Here is a 20615-nt window from a genome sequence, read left to right as displayed (position 1 = left end):
GCTCCCCGGACCCCGCACCACCAAAGGTCGAAGGGTCTTTGGTGCCTGGCCCGAGCTGCCAGCTGCGCTGTGTAGCCCGGATCTCAGAACCGAGGCATCAGCATCCCACCGTCGATCGGGAACGAATGGCCTGTCGAGTACGGCATTGACCCCGCCGCCAACGTCGCGACTGCGCCGCCGATATCCTCGGCCTCCCCCCAGCGACGGATCGGGGCCAGACCAGCTTCGATCTGTTCGTCATACTTGTCCCACACGCCGCGGGTCATCTCGGTTCGGATCACGCCGGGCTGGATGTCGTATGTGTTGATTCCATGAGACGCGAGGCGCATCGCGAACAGCTTGGCGATCATCGTCACGCCCGCCTTGGAGACGCAGTATTCGGCGCGGTTCAGCGACGCCATCACGGCATTCACGGAGGAGATGAACACCAGCGAGCGGTGCCCGCGCATCGGTGCGCCGGCCGCAAGCATCCGCTTCGCCACCGTCTGGCTGAGGAAAAAGACGCCACGCGCATTGACGCCGAGCAGCCGGTCCCACGAGTCCGGCGTCGTCTCCAGCATGTCCTGTCGGGTTTGCACCTGCACTCCCGCGACGTTCGCGAGGCATTCGAGTCCCCCGTGAGCCTCCCAGGCCGCACCGACCAGCGCCGCATGGGCAGCAACGTCGCCGACATCGGAGAGGTGGAAGGTGAAGCGGCCGCCGGCGGCCTCGACCGCAGTCCGGGTCTCCTCGGCGCCCTCGGGAGAAATGTCGGCACCCGCGATGTCGAAGCCCTTGCGCGCGAGGGCCACGCAACTGGCCCGCCCGATCCCGCGCCGCGCGCCGGTGACGAGTGCGGCTGGCTTCATACCTTCCCCCTTCTACACGAAGGCCCGCCCCGCCTTGCGGCGGAGCGGGCCTGTCACCGTTGACCGGCGTCGTTTCCTGGACGTTGCCCCGAACTGAGCGAAGACATGACACTCTGCTCAACCATCTCAGGTCAACGGGGTAGGTGTGCGGTGCAGCATGGCGGGCATTGCAGCGTTGTCGCCGCCGGCTCGCCGGGCGGCAGCCCCGTGGGCGATCGGCGCGACGGCGTTGCCGGCAGTCAGCAGGATCGCGTCCAGACAACTCTGATCGTCGCGCCAGCTGCGAATCGCGGGTTGTGCGCTTGTCGCGCGAGAAGCCGATCGAAGTGAGCGAATGGAGCCGTCGTGTGGTCAAGGTGCCTGACCCTCGTCGCTATCTGGCCGTGACGCGAACTCGGCCCTCACCGCAAGCCGCACGGCCTCGGCCAGGCTCTCCGTCCCCAGCCGCGCCATCAGCCGCGCCCGATGCACTTCGACGGTGCGCGGACTGAGGCTGAGTTCCCGGGCAATCGTCTTGTTCGCCTTCCCTGCCATCAGCAGGTTCAGCACCTCCCGCTCGCGTGGTGAGAGCGCAGCAATCCGCGCGGCAGCCTCTGCGGCGTCAGGATGTGAATCGGCATGGCGGCCTGGCGTCCGTACGCCGTCTGCGAGCTCGGGCGGCCCGGACGGTGTCGGGCCGGCGAGCGCCGCACCAATGGTCGCCAGCAGCGCGGCGTCATTGAACGGCTTCTCGACGAAATCGGCCGCGCCCGCCTTCATGGCCCGCACCGCCGTCGGGATGTCGCCATGGGCAGTCATCACGACCACGGGCCGGCGGAAGCTTCGTTCCTGCAGGCGGCGCAGCAGTTCCATCCCATCCAGACCTGGCATGCGCATGTCCGTCAGGACGCATGCGGCACCATCCGCGCCGAGGGCGGGGAGCACCTCCAGGAAGGCTTGGCCCGAAGCGTGAGTCTCGGCCGAGATGCCGGCCGACCTAAGGAGCATGGCAATGGCCCTGCGTACGGCGTCGTCGTCGTCAATCACATGCACCGTGCGCACAACATCGCTGTCTGGATCGCGAGACTTGGTCATGTCTCCATCGGACTCTCCCACAAGGCTGCCTCCTCCGGCGGTGCCGCAGGCAGGGTAAAGCGGAAGGTCACGCCGCCGGAAGGATTGCCCTCGACCCACAGCCGGCCGCCATGCGCCCCGATGATCGAGCGGCAGATGGACAGGCCCATACCCATGCCTCCCGGCTTCGTGGACACGAAGGAACTGAAGAGACGGTCCGCCACTTCGGGCGCGAGGCCGGGACCCGTGTCAGACACGGCTACCTCGACCATGTCGCGGCCGGCGGAGCAGGCCGTAACGGCGAGCTCGCGCCGGCGACCCGGCGTTTCGCGATCACCGTCCCACGTCATCGCCTCGAGCGCGTTGCGGATCAGGTTGAGCAACACCTGCTGGATCTGGATTCTGTCGACCAGTACCGGCCGCAGCCCTGGTTCGAAGCGGACCGAAACGTGCACGCCGCGCTCCCGCGCGCCCACGAGGCCTAAGGACCCGGCCTCCTCGATCAGCCCACACAAATCCTCGACCCGCTTGTCACTGTCGCCATCCGCCGCGACGAAGTTGCGGATGCGCCGGACGATCTGCCCTGCCCGCAGCGCCTGCTCGGCGGCGAGGTCCATCGCATCCCGGACCTCGCCGACCGGGGCCCGCGGATCGACGGGCGGAGCGGCGGCCAGCATGCGCTGGGCCGCCTGAATGGCGCTCGTGATCGCAGTCAGCGGCTGGTTCAGTTCGTGGGCAAAGGCCGTGGCCATTTCCCCGGCCGCGCTGAGGCGCGAGACGTGCAACAGCTGAGCCTGCAGCTCCTGCAGCCGCACCTCCGCCGCCTGCCGCTCCGTGAGGTCGCGTAGGAAGCCCGTGAACAGCCGGCGCCCATCGGCGCGCGCCTCGCCGACGGCGATCTCGATGTCGAAGGTGGAGCCATCCTTTCGCCGGCCGACAGCCACACGGCCGGTTCCGATCGCCCTCCGCTCACCCCGAGAGTCGTAGCCGGCGAGGACGATGTCGTTCCGATCACCATCCTGGCCAGGCAACAGCATGGCGAGGTCCTTGCCGATCGCCTCCTTCGCCGAATGACCGAACAAAGATTCGGCGGCGGCGCTGAAGGATTCGATGATGCCATTCTCGTCGAAGACGATCATCGCGTCCGGGACGGTTTCGAGGATTGAGCGCAGTCGCGCCTCACTTTCGCGAAGTGCCGCCTCTGTGCGCTTGCGGTCGGTGATATCGTGCAGCACGCCGAACAGACGCGTCACCAGCCCGTCCGGGCCGTAAACGGCTTGGCCGTACACCTCGATCCAACGCACCTCGCCGTCGCCCGCGCGCCGGATGCGGCATTCCGTCGGCCAGTTGAGGCGGCCTGAGGCCATTTCCCGATAGCGGCGCTCGACCGTTTCGCGGTCCTCCGGCACCACGTGAGCTATGAATTTCTCAAAAGACCAGTCGGGCGGAGGGGCCTCGTAGCCGAAAATCCGATCCTGGAGTTCTCCGTGTATCGTGCGGCGCGTAGCGAGGTCGAACTCCCAGAAGGCGAGTTGGCCCGCCTCCAGCGCGAGGCGCAGCCGCTTTTCGCTCTGGACCAGCGCCGCCTCGGCGTCCTTGCGCCTGGTGGTGTCCACCAGCGCGTTCACGGCACCGATGGGCACGCCGCTCTTGTCGCGCAGCGGCGTGGGATAAGCGTTGAACGGGACGCGGCTGCCGTCCGGCCGCACGGCCACGACCTCCTGCCCGTGGATTGGCCGATTCTCCCGCAACGCCACCGCCATCGGGGATTCCTCGTGCGGCATCGGCGTGCCGTCCGGCCAGAAAATTCGCCAGGATTCAACCCAGCGGGCGTCCGCCAGAGGCGGACGCCAGCCCCAAATCGCGACCGCAGCCTCGTTGTAGTAGGTGATCCGCCCTGCGGCGTCGGTGGTGTAAACTGCAACACCCAGCGCCGCGATCAGCCTTTGCAGCGTCTCCGTCGCGCGCTTGTTGTCGTCGATATCGATGCCGACCCCGATCCAGTGTTCACCGTCTCCACTGGCGGCGCACAGCGGGGCGGCCCTGAAAAGGATCCAGCGATAGGCGCCATCGGAAGCCCGGCGCATGCGAACCTCGGCCTGGTACGCCTTCCCGCCCGACGCCGCGGCATGCCACGACTTGACCACGGCGTCGCGGTCCGCCGGGTGCACAGCCGAGCTCCAGCCTCCGCCGGTCATCTGCTCCGCCGGTATGCCGACGAATTCGGCGTAGTGCCGGTTGACGTAGGTGCAGTGTCCCTCGGCATCGCTGAACCATACGATTTGCGGCGAGACATCGAGCAGCGCGTTGTAACGCGCCTCGCTGTCCCGCAGCGTAGCGCTCGCAGCCTCCAGTTCCCGGAGCCGTAGCTCAGCCATGATCTCGGCCATGACGGCGCCCGCCAGGTCGGCCAGCGCCCGCCGCTCCTCGACAGTCCAGGCACGTGCCTCGCGGTCTATCGCGCAGAGCGCGCCGATCACGCAGCCGTCCGGTAGCGCAAGAGGTTCGGCGAGGTAGGCGACGACGCCGAGATCCTCGATGGCGGGGTTGTCGCGCAGGCGAGGATCCTTGCGTACATCGGCCACGGAGAGCGGCAGTCCCGTTGCCACCACCGAGCGGCAGAAGGAGTGCGTCAGTGGCGTTTCGCGTAGGCTGGCCCAGGGTTCCGGCAGCCCCAGTGCGCTGAGAAAGAACTGCCTATCGACATCGAGAAGCGTCAGCAGCGCCACCGGCACGCGAAGCAGCCCCTGCACGAGCCGGGTCAGGCGGTCGAACCGCTCCTCAGGCGGAGCATCGAGCAAACCCGCTGTCCGTAGCGCCGCGACGCGCCGGCCAGTGTCTGCGTCCCGAAGGTCTTCCGCAGCCCCACGCACGATGTTTGCTCCCCGAGCTCACATCCACGCCCGCAAACCGGAAGCCGTTGCGTATGGCCCATCTGGGAACATGCAACCCAGCAGAACCGCGGAGCCACTGTACACCGCGGCGAAGCATGACGACATCAAAACCAACCGGGTCATGCGCCCACACCTGCGCGCGTCAGCGCGGCCCATGACTTTTGCAAGGTTGCTCGGTCGGCGGGCTCACGTCGTCGTTTGTAAGTATTTTTCCGGAATGCCCAGAAACGTTCGTCCGAGGCAGTGTGCTGCTCGCTTTGGTTGTGACGAGGGCACAGATCTCACGGGAGAACGGGTGCGCGCCCATCGGCCGGAGTGATGACGACTGCAAGCATTCTTTCGCAGATCGCGGACATGGGAGGGCATCCCGTTGAGAATTAGCACTGGGCACCTGGCCAGGGCGGCGAGCGCGGTCGCGCCGAAGGTATCGGGGAATGTCTCCCCGGCCCCGCACCCCGGCCGCGGCATTGAAGACCAGCCCTGGAACGACATGCGGCAGCGCTGGACGGCGGGTGGTCAGCCCGCCCCCGGCGCCGCCGGGTGTGGCGAGGAGACCAGCATGAGTATTGCTGAAACAAGCTATCTTCTCGGCCTCGGCGAATTGGCCAGGGATCCGGCGGCGCTGATTTCGCTGCAGGTCGGCGCCCGCCTCCGCCTGGGTCTCGGCATGCCTTCGGCGCGCGGTGCCGCTGCCGCAGGGTGGCGCCGCTTGGTCGAGGTCCGCGGACCGAACGGCCGTGCGGTCGGCTACCTGCCGCCGGACGACGCCTGGGCGGTCGCCGGCCTGCTGGAGAAGGGCGCCTGCGTGACAGCGCGGGTGACCGCCCTGGTACCGGCCTTCCGCCGCGGGCGTGTGCAACTCGCGATCGAGGTTGAGCGCGGACCGGTCAGCGGCCAGGGCGGATGACCTCGCCACCGGCAACCTGCCAAATCCACAGAAGAAGTGGCGTGGCGGCGACATGCCGTCTCGTCCCCAGTTCCCAGCCAAGCAGAGGTGTGATCCACATGGCAGAGCAAACCCAGCCACAACCGGCGCGTTACGCAGGACCTGCTTCGCATGGCCCAGCCCATCGCCATGGTATCGGAGCAGCACCGCTACCTGCGCGAGTACCTCGATGCGCTGATGGAGAGCGGCGCCAACGTCCTGGAGGCGGCGAGGCGGAACGCGGAGGAAGCGCTGAAGGCATTTGAGGCGCAGTTCGCGATGAGGCGCAGTAGCGGCCCGAGGGTGGTGGCCGACGTCATGAGCAGGAATGTGCGGCTCGCCAGTCCGGAGGACACGGTGCAGCAGGTCGCACGCCTCATGGACGAGGAGGACAGTGGCGTCGTGCCCGTCGGCGAGGGCGACCGGCTGGTCGGCACTGTGACCGAGCGCGTCCTGGCCGTGCGCGGCGTCGCGCAGGGCAAGGATCTGGCGTGCACCAAGGTGCGTGAGCTCATGACGCCGGAGCAGCTCTACGTCTTCGAGGACGAGGATCTCGAGCACGTTGCGGCGAACATGGCCGAGCGGCAGGTCCGCCGCCTGCCGGTGGTGAATCGCGAGAAGCGACTGGTCGGCACCGTGTCGCTCCGTGACATCGGGGCGCGAGGCCGCGGCAGGCGGGCGGCCAACGCCCCCCGCGACAGCATGCAGACCGGCCCCGCGGCCGCTGAGTAGCAGGCAGCCCGCGGGTATGATTGCGCAGCGGCGCGAATAATCGCCGCTGCGCGACTGGCAGGGCGCGGTCGGAGAGCCCCCATCGCGACCGCACCCTGCCCTTTTTCCGGGTTCAGGCCAGAGTTTGGCGTCGCTCGGTGCGCTGCGGCACGCGTGGTCGCAGCCACGCGGCGAGAAGATGCACCTCCCGGATGTGCCCGGCCTCCGGTTCCGGGACATGGGCGCCAAGAAGCAGCCTGTCGGCTGCGGCGAAGGCTCCCAGGCGCCACGCGCGATCTCATTTCAAGAATAGCGACCGAGCCAGCACCTGATGCGGCGACATCGAGCGGCGGCCCATCCAAGGTCGCTCGCCGGAAGCCGGGCTGCCCACGTCGTGTCGGCGATCATACCCCGCGGGGGCGCCCGATTGGGGCGATCAGGTCGACCGCGGCACAGACGCCAATCATGAGTCGCAGGTGGCCCGAGAGTATCGACCAGGCACTTGGAGGCGGTGGAGGCGGGCTGCCAAAAGGCGCGACGCATCGCCCAGCGCCGGATAGCCGCGAAAGCCTATGGTCGGTCTCGGTGGAGCAGATTATTCTGGCGATGCGTTGCTTGCACGACCACCCGGCGTCGAGATGCTCCGGACCGGCGGGTCGGGTCGTCGGGGGTAAAAGAGCACATGCGAAAGGCGGGTCGAGACAGGTGGCGGCGAGCGCAGCGCCGGCCTCGTATGAGACCCTCATCCACAGCATCGATCCCGCGCCTCGTGATGGATCTTGTCGCCAAGTGCGATCCGTGAGTCCCTCGATACCGCTGTTCGGCGCCTACTTCCCCGCTTGGCTGATCTGCACCGGGGCCGGCGTGCTGGGCGCCGCTGTCGTTCGGGTAGCGTTTGTTCGGCTCGGCGTGGACGAGCTGCTTCCATGGCGCCTGCTGACCTACATCTGCGTCGCCGCCATCGTCGGGTTTGCACTCGCTCTTACCGTCTTCGGACGCTGAGGCGTGGCGCCTTCCGCCTATGTTCGCCGCCGAAGCCTTCGTGGCGCCCTCATCGCGGCGGCGATCGTCGCAGGCGCGATCCTGTTGGGCTGGCTCTATCTTCAACAGGCGGCCGAGCATCCGCTGTCCGAGGACGCGGTGCTTACCGCCAGCGTCGTTCATATCGCGTCGAGCGTTCCGGGGCGGATCGTCACACTTGCTGTGACAGAGAACCAGAAGGTCGGCCGCGGCGAACTGCTGTTCTCGATCGATCCGGAACCATTTAGGCTCGTTGTGCAACAGGCGCGCGCCGACCTCGCGATCGCCGAGGCCGCGCGCGATGGACAGCGACGAACCATCAGCGCCGAGCAGTCGAATGCCGCCATCGCAACGGAGCAGGTCGTCCGCGCGCGCACCAACCTCGCCCTGGCGGAGCAGACGCTCGCCCGCCTCTCCCCCCTGCTGCGACCCGGGTATGTGACGGCACAGCAGGTCGATGACGCGCGCACCGCCCGGGACGACGCGCGTACCACCCTCAACCAGGCGCTGCGTCAATCCGAGGCGGCGTCGATCCTCGTCAGCACGCTCGATGCCTCCGAGGCACTTGTCGCTGCACGACGCGCGGCACTCGCGATCGCCGAGCGCAGCCTCGCGAATACCGAGATCCGCGCGCCGCATGACGGCCGCGTCGTCGGCCTTACGGTCGCAACGGGGGAGATGGTGGCGCCGGGCCAGTCCGTGTTCACACTGATCGACACGGGAGTCTGGTACGCCAGCGCGTCCTTCCGCGAGACCGAACTGCACTCGATCGCGGTTGGCGATTGCGCCCGGGTGTATGCGTTGGCCAATCGGAACGTGATCATCGGTGGGACCGTCACGGGCATCGGCTGGGGCATCATGTCGGAGGACGTCGTGAACCTGCCACGAAGCCTCCCCTATGTACCGAAGTCGCTGAACTGGGTGCGGATCGTGCAGCGCTTCCCGGTTCGGATCCGCCTGATCGACCCGCCGGAGGAGCTGATGCGCGTCGGCGCCTCGGCCGTGGCGATCGTAGACCGCGGTGAGCGCTGCTGACGATGCGCGCGGTCGATGGCCGACCCCGGTCGATCCTGGCGCAGGCACGGGCGGACCTCCTGCCCTTCCCCGGCCGCGCCGCGCTCACCTGGCGTATTGCGCTACTGTGCGCGCTCGTCGCGGCCGCTTCGATGCTCTACGAGATCCCTGAGGCTGCCATCAGCTGCTACCTGATCATCTTCCTGATGAAGCCTGATTCGGTGCAGAACATCGGCACTGCACTCGGGCTCATCGTGCTCGTGACCATCGTCGTGATCTGCGTCGTGCCGCTGATCGGCGCGACGATCGAATCCCCTGGGTTGCGGATGCTGGCGATCGCTGCGGTGTCCTTCGCCTTCCTGTTCATCGGTGCGGCGAGCCAGCTCGGCGAGATCGGCGGGGTCATCGCGCTGGTCATCGCCTTCGTCCTCACTCTCGTCAGCATGGCGCCGGCCGGCGATGCGGTCAGCTACGCGCTTCGCTACGCGTGGTACCTCGCGGCCATGCCGATGGCGCTGATGGCGGTGTTCAACCTGCTCCTCGGCCTCTCACCGGTGCGGCTGCTCCGCGAGACGTTGCGTCAGCGGCTCGCCACCGCTGCCAAGGCCATCGCCAGCGGTGCGCCAGGCCGGGACGAGCCGCTCGGCATCATGCTGCGCGCCGACCAGGCAGCGCTGGCGCAGCAGGCGAGCTTCGTGTCGATGCTCGCCCTGGTCGGCAAGCCTGCGGCCGCGCAGATCACCCGCGATGTCCGCGCCGGGTACCGCCTGATGCTGGCGGCTGCCGCGCTGCCGGACGATCTTGCCGCACCGTGCCGCGACAGGCTCGTGGCAGCAATCCACGCGGCCATCGGCGCAATCGATATGGGGCAGACGCCGCCATTGCCCGCATCGGCACCGGACGAGGCCGGCACGGCCGAGCGCGAGATCCTGGCCGCGCTCGGCATCCTTGCCGGCGCGGCGGAGGGCGAGACGGTGCCCGCGCCGAAACCACCATTCTTCGCGTCCGACGCCTTGTCGAACTCCGACTATCAGCGGTTCGCGCTGAAGACGACCGCGGCCGCGGTCATCTGCTACGTGATCTATGCCGGGCTCGACTGGCAGGGCATCCATACGGCGATGATCACCTGCTACGTCGCCGCGCTCGGCACGACGGGGGAGACGGTCCACAAGCTCGGCCTCCGCATCCTCGGTTGCCTGATCGGCGCGGCGATGGGCATGGCCGCCGTGCTGTTCGTGGTGCCGCAGCTCGAGACCATCGGTGGGCTCATGGCCCTGGTCTTCGCCGGCGTGCTGGTCGGCGCCTGGGTTTCGACCGGCAATGAGCGCATCGCCTATGGCGGCGTGCAGATTGCGCTCGCCTTCCTGCTGACCCTGCTGCAGGGCTTCGGCCCCGGCACCAGCCTGGATTCCGGATGGGACCGCATCGTCGGCATCCTGCTCGGCAACCTCGTCGTCTATCTCATCTTCACGCGCATCTGGCCGGTATCCGTCGAGGGCGCGGCGCGCGCGCATCTCCAGGTGGCGCTCGCCGCCCTGGCGCGGCTTGCCGCACTGGCGCCGGAACGCCGCGCCGGCGGCGTGCCCGATGCCGCGCTGGCGTGCCTCGAGGCCGGCAAGGCGGAGGACCTGCTCGACCTCATGCCCTATGAGCCCACCGCAATCCGCACGCCGGCCGCGACGCAGGCGGCGTTGCGCGCCGTGTCCGCGGAGATCGCCGTTCTCGCGCGGGAGATCTATGTCAGCCGCGCCCCGCTGCGGGACGCCGCGACGCGCATCGACGGCCTGGCCGCGCGCATCGGCGGCCGGCACGCGGGCGAAGCGCGGCAGCAGCAGCGGGACATCGCGGCGGAAGCGCTGCATCGCCGGCTCGACCGGCTGCGACGCCTGCTTCCGGGCTGATGGGCATGCGGTCCGTCCTTCGCGTGCTGGTCGCCTGCCTGGCCGCCGCCTGCGCCCCCAACGCCGCCAACATGACCTCGCCCGGCGCCGACGCTCCCTGGCGCCCGACCGGGAACGAGGATCGGGTCTGGAGCATCCAGAGTGAAGCGGCACCACCGCCGGCGGATGCCCCGCGCGATTTCCGCGTGCCACCCAACCCGGCCCTCGCGGTGCTGCCGCAGACGCCGGATGTCGATACCGACCGCGTCTACCGGCTGCCGGAACTGATCGACCTCGCGCAGCGCAACAACCCCGCGACGCGTGTCGCGTGGCTGCGCGCGCGTGAGGCCGCCCTCGCCGTCGGCATGGTCGAGGCGACCTTCCTGCCCGTGATCACCGCCAACGTCATCGGCGGGCGGCAAACCATCTCGACGCCCTTGCCCGTGCCGATCGGCACCCAGCGCTATTTCGACACGACGGTGGACGGCGTTTCGCCCTCCATCGCCCTGCAATGGCTGCTCTTCGACTTCGGCCGGCGCGCGGCGGTGGCCGAAGCGGCCCGGCACGGCGCCGTCGCCGCGAACATCCTGTTCAACGGCGAGCATCAGAAGCTGATCTTCGACGTAACGCGGGCCTACTACGCCTATGGCGCATCCGTCGCGCGGGCCCGCATCGCGCGGGACACGCTGCGCAACAGCACGGCCATCCGTGCCGCCACCGAGGCGAGACTGTCCCGGGGCCTCGCAACATCCGTGGAGGTGGCGCAGGCGCGCCAGCAGGTGGCGCAATCGGAATTGCGGCGCGTGCAGGCCGATGGCCAGGAACGCGATGCCTATCAGGCGCTGATCGTCGCGCTCGGGGTCAACCCGCTGCTGCGGCTGCGGATCGACGAAGGCGGCCATCGCCGCCTGCCGGACGCGCCGGACACGCCGCTCGATCCCATGGTCAGGCTGGCGCTGGCGCGCCGACCGGACGTGCTGGTGAGCTACCAGGCCGTGCAGGCCGGCCAGGCGGGCGTGACCGCCGCGCGTGCCGAGTTCCTGCCCCAGGTCTTCGTCGCCGGCGCGCTGGCGTCGGGCCAGAGCAACTTCAGTGTCGGCGGCCTGCCGACCATTGGGCAGCAGGCAACCGGGTCCGGCGTGCTGTTCGGCGCGACCGTGCCGCTCTACGATTCCGGGCTGCGCGCGGCACGGCTGCGACAGGCCGAGGCACAGGCAGCCGCCGCCCGGAACAACCTGGAGCGCACGCAGAACGCCGCCGTCGGCGAGATCGTGGCGGCAAGCAACGCCCTGCGCACGGCGCTCGAATCCCACAGGGCGGCCAGTGCACTCGCCGCGGCGGCCTCGACGACCTACGCCGCGGCGCTCGCGGCCTACAACAATGGGGTCGGCACCGTGACCGCGGCGACCGCCGCCGACAGCGGCCTGCTGGATGCCCGGCAGGCCGAGGCCGAGGCCCATGCCGCCTCGCTGATCGGCGCGGCAAACCTCGCCTTCGTGGTCGGCGCCTTGACCTCGCGCGAGGTGGCGCCGTGAAAGGCTTGCGCTATGTCATTGGCGCCGATCGCGACATCGCGCAGGAAGCAGCCATGCGGCGCGGCGCGTCGCGGCATCATCGGGAGAACTGGGTGTGACATCGGATTCCTCCACCGCGCAGCCGCGCGACGGCGCGTTGGACGACGTCTATGCGGCGGTCGACCTCGCCGCCGCGCTGCCGAAGTCGGCGTTTCCCGCGCAGGCGCGCAATCCCCGCCATGTTTTCGCGGCCGTTCGCGATGAGCTGATGCTCGACGGCAATTCGCGCCAGAACCTCGCGACCTTCTGCCAGACCTGGGTGGATGACGAGGTCCACGACCTGATGAACCTGTCGATCGACAAGAACATGATCGACAAGGACGAGTACCCGCAGACCGCGGAGATCGAGGCGCGCTGCGTCGCGATGCTCGCCGATCTGTGGCGCTCGCCGGACCCGGCGGGCACGCTCGGCTGCTCGACGGTCGGGTCGTCGGAAGCGGCGATGCTCGGCGGTCTGGCGCTGAAGTGGCGCTGGCGCAAGGCACGCGCCGCCGCCGGCAAGCCGACGGACAGGCCCAACCTGATCTGCGGCCCCGTGCAGATCTGCTGGCACAAATTCGCCCGCTACTTCGATGTCGAACTGCGCGAGATCCCGCTCGAAGGCGATCGCCTGATCATGAATGTCGAGGAGGTGCTGAAGCGCGTCGACGAGAACACGATCGGCGTCGTGCCCACCCTCGGCGTGACCTTCACCTGCCAGTATGAGCCGGTGCAGGCCGTCAGCGACGCCCTCGACGCGCTGCAGGCCGAGACCGGCCTCGACATCCCCATCCATGTGGACGGCGCGAGCGGCGGCTTCCTTGCCCCGTTCTGCGCGCCCGATCTGCCCTGGGATTTCCGCCTACCGCGGGTGAAGTCGATCAACACCTCGGGCCACAAATTCGGCCTCGCGCCGCTCGGCGTGGGCTGGGTGATCTGGCGGGAGGCAGCGGACCTGCCGCAGGAGCTGGTGTTCAACGTGAACTACCTGGGCGGCGACATGCCGACCTTCGCGCTGAACTTCTCCCGCCCCGGCGGGCAGGTGATCGCGCAGTACTACAATTTCCTGCGCCTCGGCCGTGAAGGCTACGCGAAGGTCCACGACGCCTGCTACACGACGGCGCAGTACCTGGCGCGGGAGATCGCGGCGCTCGGGCCCTTCGAGATCCTGTTCGACGGCGACAGCCAGGCCGGCATCCCGGCGCTGTGCTGGAAGGTCAAGGACGGCTTCGATACGCGCGGCTACACGCTCTACGACCTTGCCGACCGGCTGCGCAGCCGCGGCTGGCAGGTGCCGGCCTACTCCATGCCCGCCAACCGGACGGATCTGGTGATCCAGCGCATCCTGGTCCGGCATGGCGTGACCCGCGACCTGGCAGGCCTGCTGCTGGAGGACATGAAGCGGGCGCTTGCCTTCTTCGAAGCGCATCCCGTGGCCCGCCCCCTGGCCCCGGACGAGGCCAGCGGCTTCGCCCACACCTGATCCGGCACAGAGGAACAAACGACGATGTGCACATCACTCGGGTACAAGGACGCGGCCGGCAAGGCGTATTTCGGCCGGACGCTCGAACTGACCGTCGACCTTCCGTATGAGTTGCTGCACCTGCCGGCCGGCTTCGAGACGGTGTCCGCCATGCCGGGCCATCCGGCGACCACCTTCACCGCCCGGTACGGCATGGTCGCTATCGCGATGCCGGCCCGGGTGCCGACGGCCGAGGCGCCGTTGGCCCTCGCTGATCTGAAGGTCCTGGAAGGGCTGAACGATCGAGGGATGACCTTCAGCCTGTTGTCCTATCCGGCGGCGGCGGGAAAGCAGGCGTCCGTCGCAGCGACCCAGGCCGTCCTCGCAGCCTCCGACCTCGGCGCTTGGGCTCTTGGGCAGTTCTCAACGGCCGCAGAGGTGAAGGCGGCGCTCGCCGAGCAGCCGGTGATGCTGCAGCCGTTGCAGTTACTGGGCGGCGTCGAATCGCCCTTCCACTACGTCGTGCACGACGCGACCGGTGCGTCGCTTGTGATCGAGTTCGACCACGGCGCGATGACGGTCTACGACAATCCGGTCGGCGTCATGACCAACGGCCCGCGCTTCGATTGGCATCTCACCAACCTCGACAACTACACGTTCCTGACGAACGTCGATAAGCCAAGCGCAACCTTCGGCAGCTACAAGGCTGCTCAGCCCGATTCCGGCATCGCCACGGCGGGGCTTCCCGCGTCGAACACCTCCGTCGGGCGCTTTGTCCGCGCGGCGTTTTACGCGCAATTCACCGAGAAGGCGGCGACGCCGGACCTGGCCGTGCAGACGCTCGCGCATGTCATGAATAATTTCGACCGGCCGCGCGGCGTGACCATCGACTATCCGGACGGGGAAGGCAGCCACCTGGAAGTCAAAGGTCTCTCGGACGGCGGCACCACGCCGTATGCGACCGAGTTCACCTGCTGGACCAGCCTGTCGGATCTCGATCGTAAGCTGTTCTTCGTGCGCGACTATCGTAGCCTGAACTATACATGCTTCGACCTTGGCGCGCTGGCAGGCAGCAAGGTGCCGGCCGTCATCCCGATGCGGAAGTTCGCCGGTGCTGCGACGGACGCCACCGCAGCACTGAAGGGCGGGGCCGGGGGCTGAGGCGCGCGCCATGCCACCGGCTAGCTTGATCGCATCCGGCGCATGATGACCGACCTTCTCCATCCGAGTGGCATCCACATCCAGGCCGAGGGGCCGTGGCCCTTCGTCACGCACCGCAGTTACACTCTGGCTGGGCGGCGCATCGTCTGGCTGGCGAGGCAGCACCGCAAGGGGCTCGACCTCGCCACGCGCGCAGTGGACGCGGCGGTACCGCCCTTCTGGCAGGGGCGGCGCTACAACTGGAGCATCGGGGCGATCTTCGCCCTCGGTTCCTTCCTGTTCATGCTTGGAAGCATGATGAGCCTGATCTCGGCGGGGCCATGGCAGCCATCGGTTGCATGCACCAACCTCGTCTTTTTCCTGGGCTCGATCCCCTTCACCACGGCCGCGTACCTGCAGCATTTCCAGGCCGCGAATGAGCGGGACTTCACACTCGATCCCGATCGGCCGGGCCGCCGGCGCCTGTCCTGGATCGGCTGGCATCCGCGGAGTGCAGGCTGGTTCAGCACCTTCGCGCAGCTCATCGGCACGATTGCGTTCAACATGAACACCTTCAACGCCATGGTCGCGCCAAGCGCATGGCTGATCCAGGACGTGGCGGTCTGGATGCCCGACCTAGTTGGCTCGGTGCTGTTCCTCCTGTCCGGCTATCTCGCTTTCATCGAGGCAGGCCACCGCTACTGGAGCTGGCGGCCGCAGCCCTTGTCCTGGCAGATCGCCTTCGTGAACTTGATTGGCTGCGTCGCATTCATGGTCGCCGCGATCACTGCCTTCGTGCCGGGCAGTCCCGAAGCGCCGTGGATTGTGCCAACGTCGATGGTTCAGTTGCTGGTCGGCGCGAGCTGCTTCTTCGTCGGCGCAGTTCTCACCATGAGAGAGAGTAGCGCGGGGTCAGCTCGTCCTTCCGGTGTTTGAACTACCTGGTGACCATCCGCCCTGGCGCGCCGAGTGACGCCGTCGCGCGCCCGGGCTGCGCGGGGGTCAGAGTGGAGCCCCGCGACCCGCGCAGCCTGTCCCGCCATCATGGTATGGAGGCGAAGGATGGGTAGCGGCACCGCGACGCGACGGGACCCGTAGGTCAGTCGCTCGTCCATGAACGCCCGGATTTCAGCGCGTCTGTTTGGCCGCGGCGGCGCTGCGCAGCGACGCATCCCTGATCATAGATCGCAAGCAGCCGAGGTATCCTGCCGGTGCCGCTCGGCGATCCGTGTCTTGTCGCCGCGGGATCAAGCGGCGGCCGTCGGTCCGCGGCCCCGCCAGTGCGCATGCCCGACGGAAAAAAGCGCCAAGCCTTGCGGCGGAGCGAAACAATGCTCTGGCTGCGCCGTTGAAAGGCAGCGCGTATTTTCGCCTTCCTCGAGGACCGCTCCATGGCGCCACGCCCATTCTGGAAGGGCTACCTGAAGCTATCGCTGGTATCCTGCCCGGTAGCGATGATTCCGGCCACCAGCGAGACCGAGCGTGTTCGCTTCCACACGCTGAACCGAAAGACGGGCAACCGCATCCGTTCCCAGTACATCGACGCCGTTACGTCGGCCCCGCTCGAGGACGACGATGGAGCGAAGGGCTTCGCCCGAGGCGAAAACGACTACCTTGTGCTGGAGGACGAGGAACTCGACGCGGTTCAATTGGAGACCACGCGCACCATCGACATCGACGTCTTCGTCCCCTCGGACGAAGTGGGATGGATCTGGTACGACAAGCCGCATTACCTGATGCCGGATGGCGCGGTCGGCGAGGAGGCCTTCGGCGTGATCCGCGACGCCATGTCGGCCACGGGCACGGTGGGGATCGCGAAGCTCGTCCTTTATCAGCGCGAGCGGGCTGTGCTGGTCAAGCCGCGCGATGCCGGCATGGTCGTCTGGACCCTTCGCTTCGGCGATGAGGTCCGCGACCCCAGTATGTACTTTCCCGACAGCAACACCGATGCGACGCCGGACCTGCGGAAGCTCATCGGCCAGCTTATTCAGAAGCGAACCGGGAACTGGGATCCGGACATGGTCCGCGATCCGGTGCAGGAGCGCCTCTTGGACATCATTGCCTCGAAGCGGAAGGGTCGCCCCAGGCGCGCCGCGCCGAAGGCACCCGAACCTGCAAGCAACGTCGTAAACATCATGGACGCGCTGCGTCGCAGCCTCGCGGGTTCGCGCTCCTAGCGCTTCCTGCGGCGCGCCCCGGCCGGCGGTTCCAAGGGAGCGGCGGCCTTTCGAAAATCACCCCAGGGATCTGCCGTTAGTGCTGCCAACCGCTTCGGTATGTTTTCCACGGTGAAGTGCGCCGGGCCGATCTCCGGAGACAACTCGGCCCAGTCAATCGGTGTCGACACACCGGCCCCGGGCCTCGCCCTCGGCGAGTACGGTGCAACGGCTGTCGCGCCGCGCTGATTGCGGAGGTAGTCGATGAGAATCTTCCCCCGGCGCTTGGATTTCGTGATCGTCGAGACGTAACGCTCCGGTTTGTCGGTCGCCATCACGTCTGCCAAACCCTTGGTAAAAGCCTTCACTGCCGCCCAGTCGGCGTCGGGGGTGAGCGGTGATACGACGTGAAGGCCCTTCCCGCCCGATGTCTTCAGGAAAGCCGACAAGCCGCTCTGCTCAAGTCGCTGGCGAACCTCTAACGCCGCATCGATGACCTCCGGCCACTCGATCCCGTCACCCGGATCAAGGTCCATGATGATTCGGTCGGGCCGCTCCCAATCCGCAGTAGTCGATCCCCAGGGGTGGATTTCCAACGTCGCGCTCTGCACCAGGCCAATAAGCCCATCGATGTCGTCAACGCCGAGGAACGGCTCCTCGTCAGGCGCCGTCGGGTCGGAAAATTGGCGGATGCTGCTGTTGATCCCTTTCCAGGCATGCTTCTGGAAGAAGGTCTCGCCGGTGATTCCTGTCGGACATCGCACCAGGGCGAGCGGACGTCCGACGATGTGAGGCGCGATAAACCGCCAAACCTCGGAATAGTAGTTGGCCAGCCCTTCTTTCGTCACGCCTTCCTGCGGCCAGTAGATCCGATCCGGGTGAGTGAGCTTGACCTTCGTCATCGTCGAAGGCCTCGTCGGGGAATCTTCGGCACCCTCGCGAACGATCTCTGCTGCCGGCTTGTCATCGCGAATGCCGCGGAACGATGCATGTCGCAGATGGCGGTCGCCGGTCCAGGCGCGGAATTCAACCTCGGCCACAACGCTCGGCTCAACGAACCGCACTTGACGCAATTCATCGGTGGTGAGGCGATCAGCGAAAGGGTTCTCCGACGAACGGATCTTGTCGAGACGGCGATACAGGTCCTCGGCAACGCGGGCCGTGAAACCGGTGCCGACTCGGCCGACATGGCGAAGCCCCCCCTTCTCGTGAACGCCGAGGACCAGGGAACCGATGGCGCGGCGGGAGATGGTGGATGGGACGTAGCCGGCAATGACGAACTCCTGCCGGGCCGAGCATTTGGACTTGGTCCACGTTTTCCCTCGGCCTGACCGATACGGGGCCTTCCGCTCCTTCGAGACGATGCCCTCGAGGCTCAGGCGGCAGGCATGTCGCATCACCAGATCGCCGGGTTCATCGAAATGCTCGCTGAAGCGAAGGCTGTCGCCGCCACTCCCCGCAATGATGTCCCTCAGCCGCGCTTTTCGATCGATCAGCGGGACGTCGCGAAGATCCATTCCATCGAGATAGAGCAGGTCGAAGAGGTACAGCGCAAACCGGTCGCTGCGTCGTTCGGCAAGGTCCGCCTGCAACAAGGAAAAGTCGGAGCTGCCCGAGCCGTTCTCGACCACCAGTTCGCCATCGAAGATCGCGGTTGAGACCGGAAGCGCTGCCAGCTTAGCCGCGAGGGCCTTACCGAACCTCCCGGTCCAATCGAGGCCGCTCCTCGTCAGGAGCTTGGCGCGTCCGCCCGAGATCCTGACCTGAAGGCGGTAGCCATCGAACTTGATCTCATGAAGCCAGCGCTCGCCGGACGGCGGCGCCATCACGAGCGTCGCCAGCGCGGGCTCGACGAAGGCAGGCAAGGAAGCCTTGGTCCCTCCTTTCACGGGGCCTGCCGTGGTGAGTACAGACTTCGGGGAAGCAGCAATCGTATGCGCGGCGGCGCCATTTCCTTCGGCGGTCGCCTTGCGCCGGGACTTGGATATCTTGCCGGTCTTGGACGACCAACCCGGGCGCTCGTGCTCCACCTCGGTGATGCCGCGACCGGTCTTCACTGAAACCGGAGCCTCCTCGAGGATGTCGGGCGCATCCGGCGGACGGGCAGACTCGTCTTCGCCTTTGATCAGGAGCCAATTCTCGCGCTTCTCTCCGGGCTTGCCCCGCATCTTCACGAGGTGCCAGCGGCCGGAAAGCTTGGCGCCCTCAAGCTCGAACTCGAGATGTCCCTTGGCATAGGCCCGCTTGGCATCGCCGATCGGCGTCCATTGTCCGCGGTCCCAGACGATCACGGTCCCGCCGCCGTACTCACCTTTCGGGATGGTGCCCTCGAATTCGCCGTATTCCAGCGGGTGGTCCTCGACATGTACCGCCAGACGCTTCTCGCCGGCGACCAAGCTCGGTCCCTTCGTAACGGCCCAGCTCTTCAGCACGCCATCCATTTCGAGCCGGAAGTCGTAGTGCAGCCGCGTCGCATCGTGCTTCTGGATGACGAAGCTGCTTCCCTTGCGGGTGGCTGCCTTGCCGCGAGGCTCCTTCGTCTTGGCGAAGTCGCGCTTCTGGCGGTAGGCCTCTAGCGCCATGACTAGCTGGCCTTGCGTCGCCGAGTTAGCTGGGCGGCCGCACGGGATGCCTTGGCCGGAGTCGTCTTCTTGGCCTTACCTCCCTTCGACGTCGTCCGTGTCGGCGGGCGTTCTGTAGGTTCTGCGAGTTTCGCGCTTTGCCGTAACGCGGTCATCAGGTCGATCACCTCGGCGCCCCTAGCGGGACGCGCCTTGGGAAGTTCCCTCCCCTCCAACTTGGCTTTGACAACTTCGCCAAGCGCCGCTTCGTAGCGGTCCTCGAACTCCTTCGGTTCAAAGGCGCCTGCCTTCGTCGCCAGGATATGCTTCGCAAGGTCCAGCATCTCCGGCTTGGCCTTCGCTGAACTGATCTCAGAGAAGGCGTCCCGCGCCGAGCGGACCTCGTAATCGTAGCTCAATGTCGTCGCGATGAGCCCCTCGTCATAGGCGCGGATGAGGACGGATCGCGCCCGGCGGAAGAGAACCGCGTGGGCGAGTGCCGCGACGCCGGCAGCCTTCATGCCGTCCCGCAGTAGTGCGAAGGCATCAAGCGCATAGCGATCGGCCGGCGCGAGATAGTACGGTCGGTCGAAATAGACGTCGTCGATCTGCTGGCAAGGAATGAACCCCTCGACGGACAGCGTCTTATCGTTGTGCGGAACGGCGGCGATGATTTCCTCGGGTTCGACGACGACATACTCGTCAGGCCCGACTTCGTACCCTTTAGTCTGGTCGTCCTTGCCGACCGGATCGCCCGTTTCCTGATCAACATAAATGCGTCGGACGGGGTGACCGGTTTCGCGGTTCACTGTGTTGAAGACGATACGTTCGGACGTCGATACTGCGGTGTAGAGGGCGACGGGGCAGGCAACCTCGCTGACCTTGAGGAAGCCCTTCCATATGGCGCGCATCGCCATGTCATTCTCCGCACGGTCTGCTGAAAGACGACAACGCCGCCCCCAGCCCGTGGGTTGCGCTGCTTCATTGGCTTCACGAGCATCGGTTGGAGCAACGCCCGCCGAGGCAGAGATCAAATGGTTTGGCCGGGAAGTGCTGCGCGATGGCGGCCACGGGGCGGAGCACCGAAAGATTGCGGGGACAGGGCTTTGCGAGGAGGGTTCTCGATGCCTCCGCTTCCTGCAGGGGGTGAAAAACTGGCGCGGAACGAATCCCGTCCGCGGTGAGGATCTGCCGAAAGCGCTTAGCAGGGTGCGCCGGGGTTTGAGGCGCAGCGGCTGCCGGAGTGCACCCTCGCATGAAGGAAATATCCCGACAGTGACGATGGTGGTTTGGCAGGCGATTGGCGGTCCATCTTGCCCGCATTCTGCGAGTTGTGTTGGCCGTTGCTGCTTTGGTTGGAGGTGCGCGCAAAGTGCAAAACCCCCGGGCCGTGGGCCG

15 protein-coding genes are annotated in these 20615 nt (G+C 67.2%); 10 read left to right on the top strand and 5 right to left on the bottom strand.

Translation table 11 applies throughout. The features are described 5' to 3' along the window. Positions 1 to 83 precede the first annotated feature (83 nt). From GXW78_RS01450 to GXW78_RS01440, 3 genes are all read right to left on the bottom strand, one after another. Complete coding sequence (locus tag GXW78_RS01450; protein ID WP_211865428.1) at positions 84 to 848, bottom strand: 3-ketoacyl-ACP reductase; 765 nt, start codon at positions 846 to 848, stop codon at positions 84 to 86. Positions 849 to 1199: 351 nt separating this feature from the next. Continuing rightward, entirely contained in the window at positions 1200 to 1922 is a 723-nt protein-coding gene (locus GXW78_RS01445) for a response regulator transcription factor (RefSeq protein ID WP_211865427.1), read from the bottom strand. After that, complete coding sequence (locus tag GXW78_RS01440; protein ID WP_211865426.1) at positions 1919 to 4702, bottom strand: PAS domain S-box protein; 2784 nt, start codon at positions 4700 to 4702, stop codon at positions 1919 to 1921. The genes GXW78_RS01445 and GXW78_RS01440 overlap by 4 nt, the downstream gene beginning before the upstream one ends. A gap of 652 nt (positions 4703 to 5354) precedes the next feature. On the opposite strand from GXW78_RS01440, the gene GXW78_RS01435 reads away from it, so the two are divergent. The 10 genes from GXW78_RS01435 to ku (GXW78_RS01390) all read left to right on the top strand — a co-directional run bounded on the left by GXW78_RS01435 (position 5355) and on the right by ku (GXW78_RS01390) (position 16677). Beyond that, entirely contained in the window at positions 5355 to 5702 is a 348-nt protein-coding gene (locus GXW78_RS01435; protein ID WP_211865423.1) for a hypothetical protein, read from the top strand. A gap of 150 nt (positions 5703 to 5852) precedes the next feature. After that, entirely contained in the window at positions 5853 to 6452 is a 600-nt protein-coding gene (locus tag GXW78_RS01430; protein ID WP_246521765.1) for a CBS domain-containing protein, read from the top strand. A gap of 777 nt (positions 6453 to 7229) precedes the next feature. Further along, positions 7230 to 7433 carry a YtcA family lipoprotein gene (locus GXW78_RS28405; RefSeq protein ID WP_211865421.1) on the top strand — a complete coding sequence of 68 codons (204 nt, stop codon included), beginning with the start codon at positions 7230 to 7232 and terminating at the stop codon, positions 7431 to 7433. Between the two features lie 3 nt (positions 7434 to 7436). Continuing rightward, positions 7437 to 8486 (top strand): multidrug transporter subunit MdtN, encoded by a 1050-nt coding sequence (mdtN, locus tag GXW78_RS01420; protein ID WP_211865419.1) that lies wholly within the window; start codon positions 7437 to 7439, stop codon positions 8484 to 8486. 2 nt (positions 8487 to 8488) lie between these two features. Then, a complete protein-coding gene (locus tag GXW78_RS01415) occupies positions 8489 to 10366 on the top strand; it encodes an FUSC family protein (protein ID WP_211865417.1) in 1878 nt (625 codons plus the stop codon). 5 nt (positions 10367 to 10371) lie between these two features. Then, the gene (locus GXW78_RS01410; protein ID WP_211865415.1) at positions 10372 to 11880 is read left to right on the top strand and encodes a TolC family protein; all 1509 of its coding nucleotides are present in this window, start codon (positions 10372 to 10374) and stop codon (positions 11878 to 11880) included. A 94-nt stretch (positions 11881 to 11974) separates the two neighbouring features. Beyond that, positions 11975 to 13381: a glutamate decarboxylase gene (locus tag GXW78_RS01405; protein WP_338147658.1), complete on the top strand. Its 1407-nt coding sequence runs from the start codon at positions 11975 to 11977 to the stop codon at positions 13379 to 13381. Positions 13382 to 13405: 24 nt separating this feature from the next. Beyond that, positions 13406 to 14521, top strand: coding sequence for a linear amide C-N hydrolase (locus tag GXW78_RS01400; protein ID WP_211865413.1), 1116 nt, complete (start codon positions 13406 to 13408; stop codon positions 14519 to 14521). A 42-nt stretch (positions 14522 to 14563) separates the two neighbouring features. Then, positions 14564 to 15436 carry a hypothetical protein gene (locus tag GXW78_RS01395; RefSeq protein WP_211865411.1) on the top strand — a complete coding sequence of 291 codons (873 nt, stop codon included), beginning with the start codon at positions 14564 to 14566 and terminating at the stop codon, positions 15434 to 15436. 455 nt (positions 15437 to 15891) lie between these two features. Continuing rightward, the gene (ku, locus tag GXW78_RS01390; RefSeq protein WP_211865408.1) at positions 15892 to 16677 is read left to right on the top strand and encodes a non-homologous end joining protein Ku; all 786 of its coding nucleotides are present in this window, start codon (positions 15892 to 15894) and stop codon (positions 16675 to 16677) included. On the opposite strand, the gene ligD is transcribed toward ku (GXW78_RS01390), so the two are convergent. Together ligD and ku (GXW78_RS01380) are read right to left on the bottom strand one after the other, a co-directional pair. Next, positions 16674 to 19238 carry a DNA ligase D gene (gene ligD / locus GXW78_RS01385; RefSeq protein ID WP_211865406.1) on the bottom strand — a complete coding sequence of 855 codons (2565 nt, stop codon included), beginning with the start codon at positions 19236 to 19238 and terminating at the stop codon, positions 16674 to 16676. The two genes, ku (GXW78_RS01390) and ligD, sit on opposite strands and share 4 nt — an antisense overlap. Positions 19239 to 19240: 2 nt before the next feature. Then, entirely contained in the window at positions 19241 to 20134 is an 894-nt protein-coding gene (gene ku, locus GXW78_RS01380) for a non-homologous end joining protein Ku (protein ID WP_211865404.1), read from the bottom strand. Positions 20135 to 20615 lie beyond the last annotated feature (481 nt).

Source organism: Neoroseomonas terrae (assembly GCF_018129025.1).
GTDB lineage: Bacteria > Pseudomonadota > Alphaproteobacteria > Acetobacterales > Acetobacteraceae > Neoroseomonas > Neoroseomonas terrae.
Note: the sequence above shows the minus strand (reverse complement) of the source record. Positions and strands in the feature narration are given on the sequence as shown.

Coding starts and splice junctions, on each gene's coding strand:
- GXW78_RS01410 (WP_211865415.1), top strand. CDS start 10,372: ATGCGGTCCGTCCTTCGCGTGCTGGTCGCCTGCCTGGCCGCCGCCTGC.
- ku (WP_211865404.1), bottom strand. CDS start 20,134: ATGGCGATGCGCGCCATATGGAAGGGCTTCCTCAAGGTCAGCGAGGTT.
- GXW78_RS01395 (WP_211865411.1), top strand. CDS start 14,564: ATGATGACCGACCTTCTCCATCCGAGTGGCATCCACATCCAGGCCGAG.
- ligD (WP_211865406.1), bottom strand. CDS start 19,238: ATGGCGCTAGAGGCCTACCGCCAGAAGCGCGACTTCGCCAAGACGAAG.
- GXW78_RS01445 (WP_211865427.1), bottom strand. CDS start 1,922: ATGACCAAGTCTCGCGATCCAGACAGCGATGTTGTGCGCACGGTGCAT.
- GXW78_RS01415 (WP_211865417.1), top strand. CDS start 8,489: ATGCGCGCGGTCGATGGCCGACCCCGGTCGATCCTGGCGCAGGCACGG.
- GXW78_RS01435 (WP_211865423.1), top strand. CDS start 5,355: ATGAGTATTGCTGAAACAAGCTATCTTCTCGGCCTCGGCGAATTGGCC.
- GXW78_RS01400 (WP_211865413.1), top strand. CDS start 13,406: ATGTGCACATCACTCGGGTACAAGGACGCGGCCGGCAAGGCGTATTTC.
- GXW78_RS01430 (WP_246521765.1), top strand. CDS start 5,853: ATGGCCCAGCCCATCGCCATGGTATCGGAGCAGCACCGCTACCTGCGC.
- GXW78_RS01450 (WP_211865428.1), bottom strand. CDS start 848: ATGAAGCCAGCCGCACTCGTCACCGGCGCGCGGCGCGGGATCGGGCGG.
- ku (WP_211865408.1), top strand. CDS start 15,892: ATGGCGCCACGCCCATTCTGGAAGGGCTACCTGAAGCTATCGCTGGTA.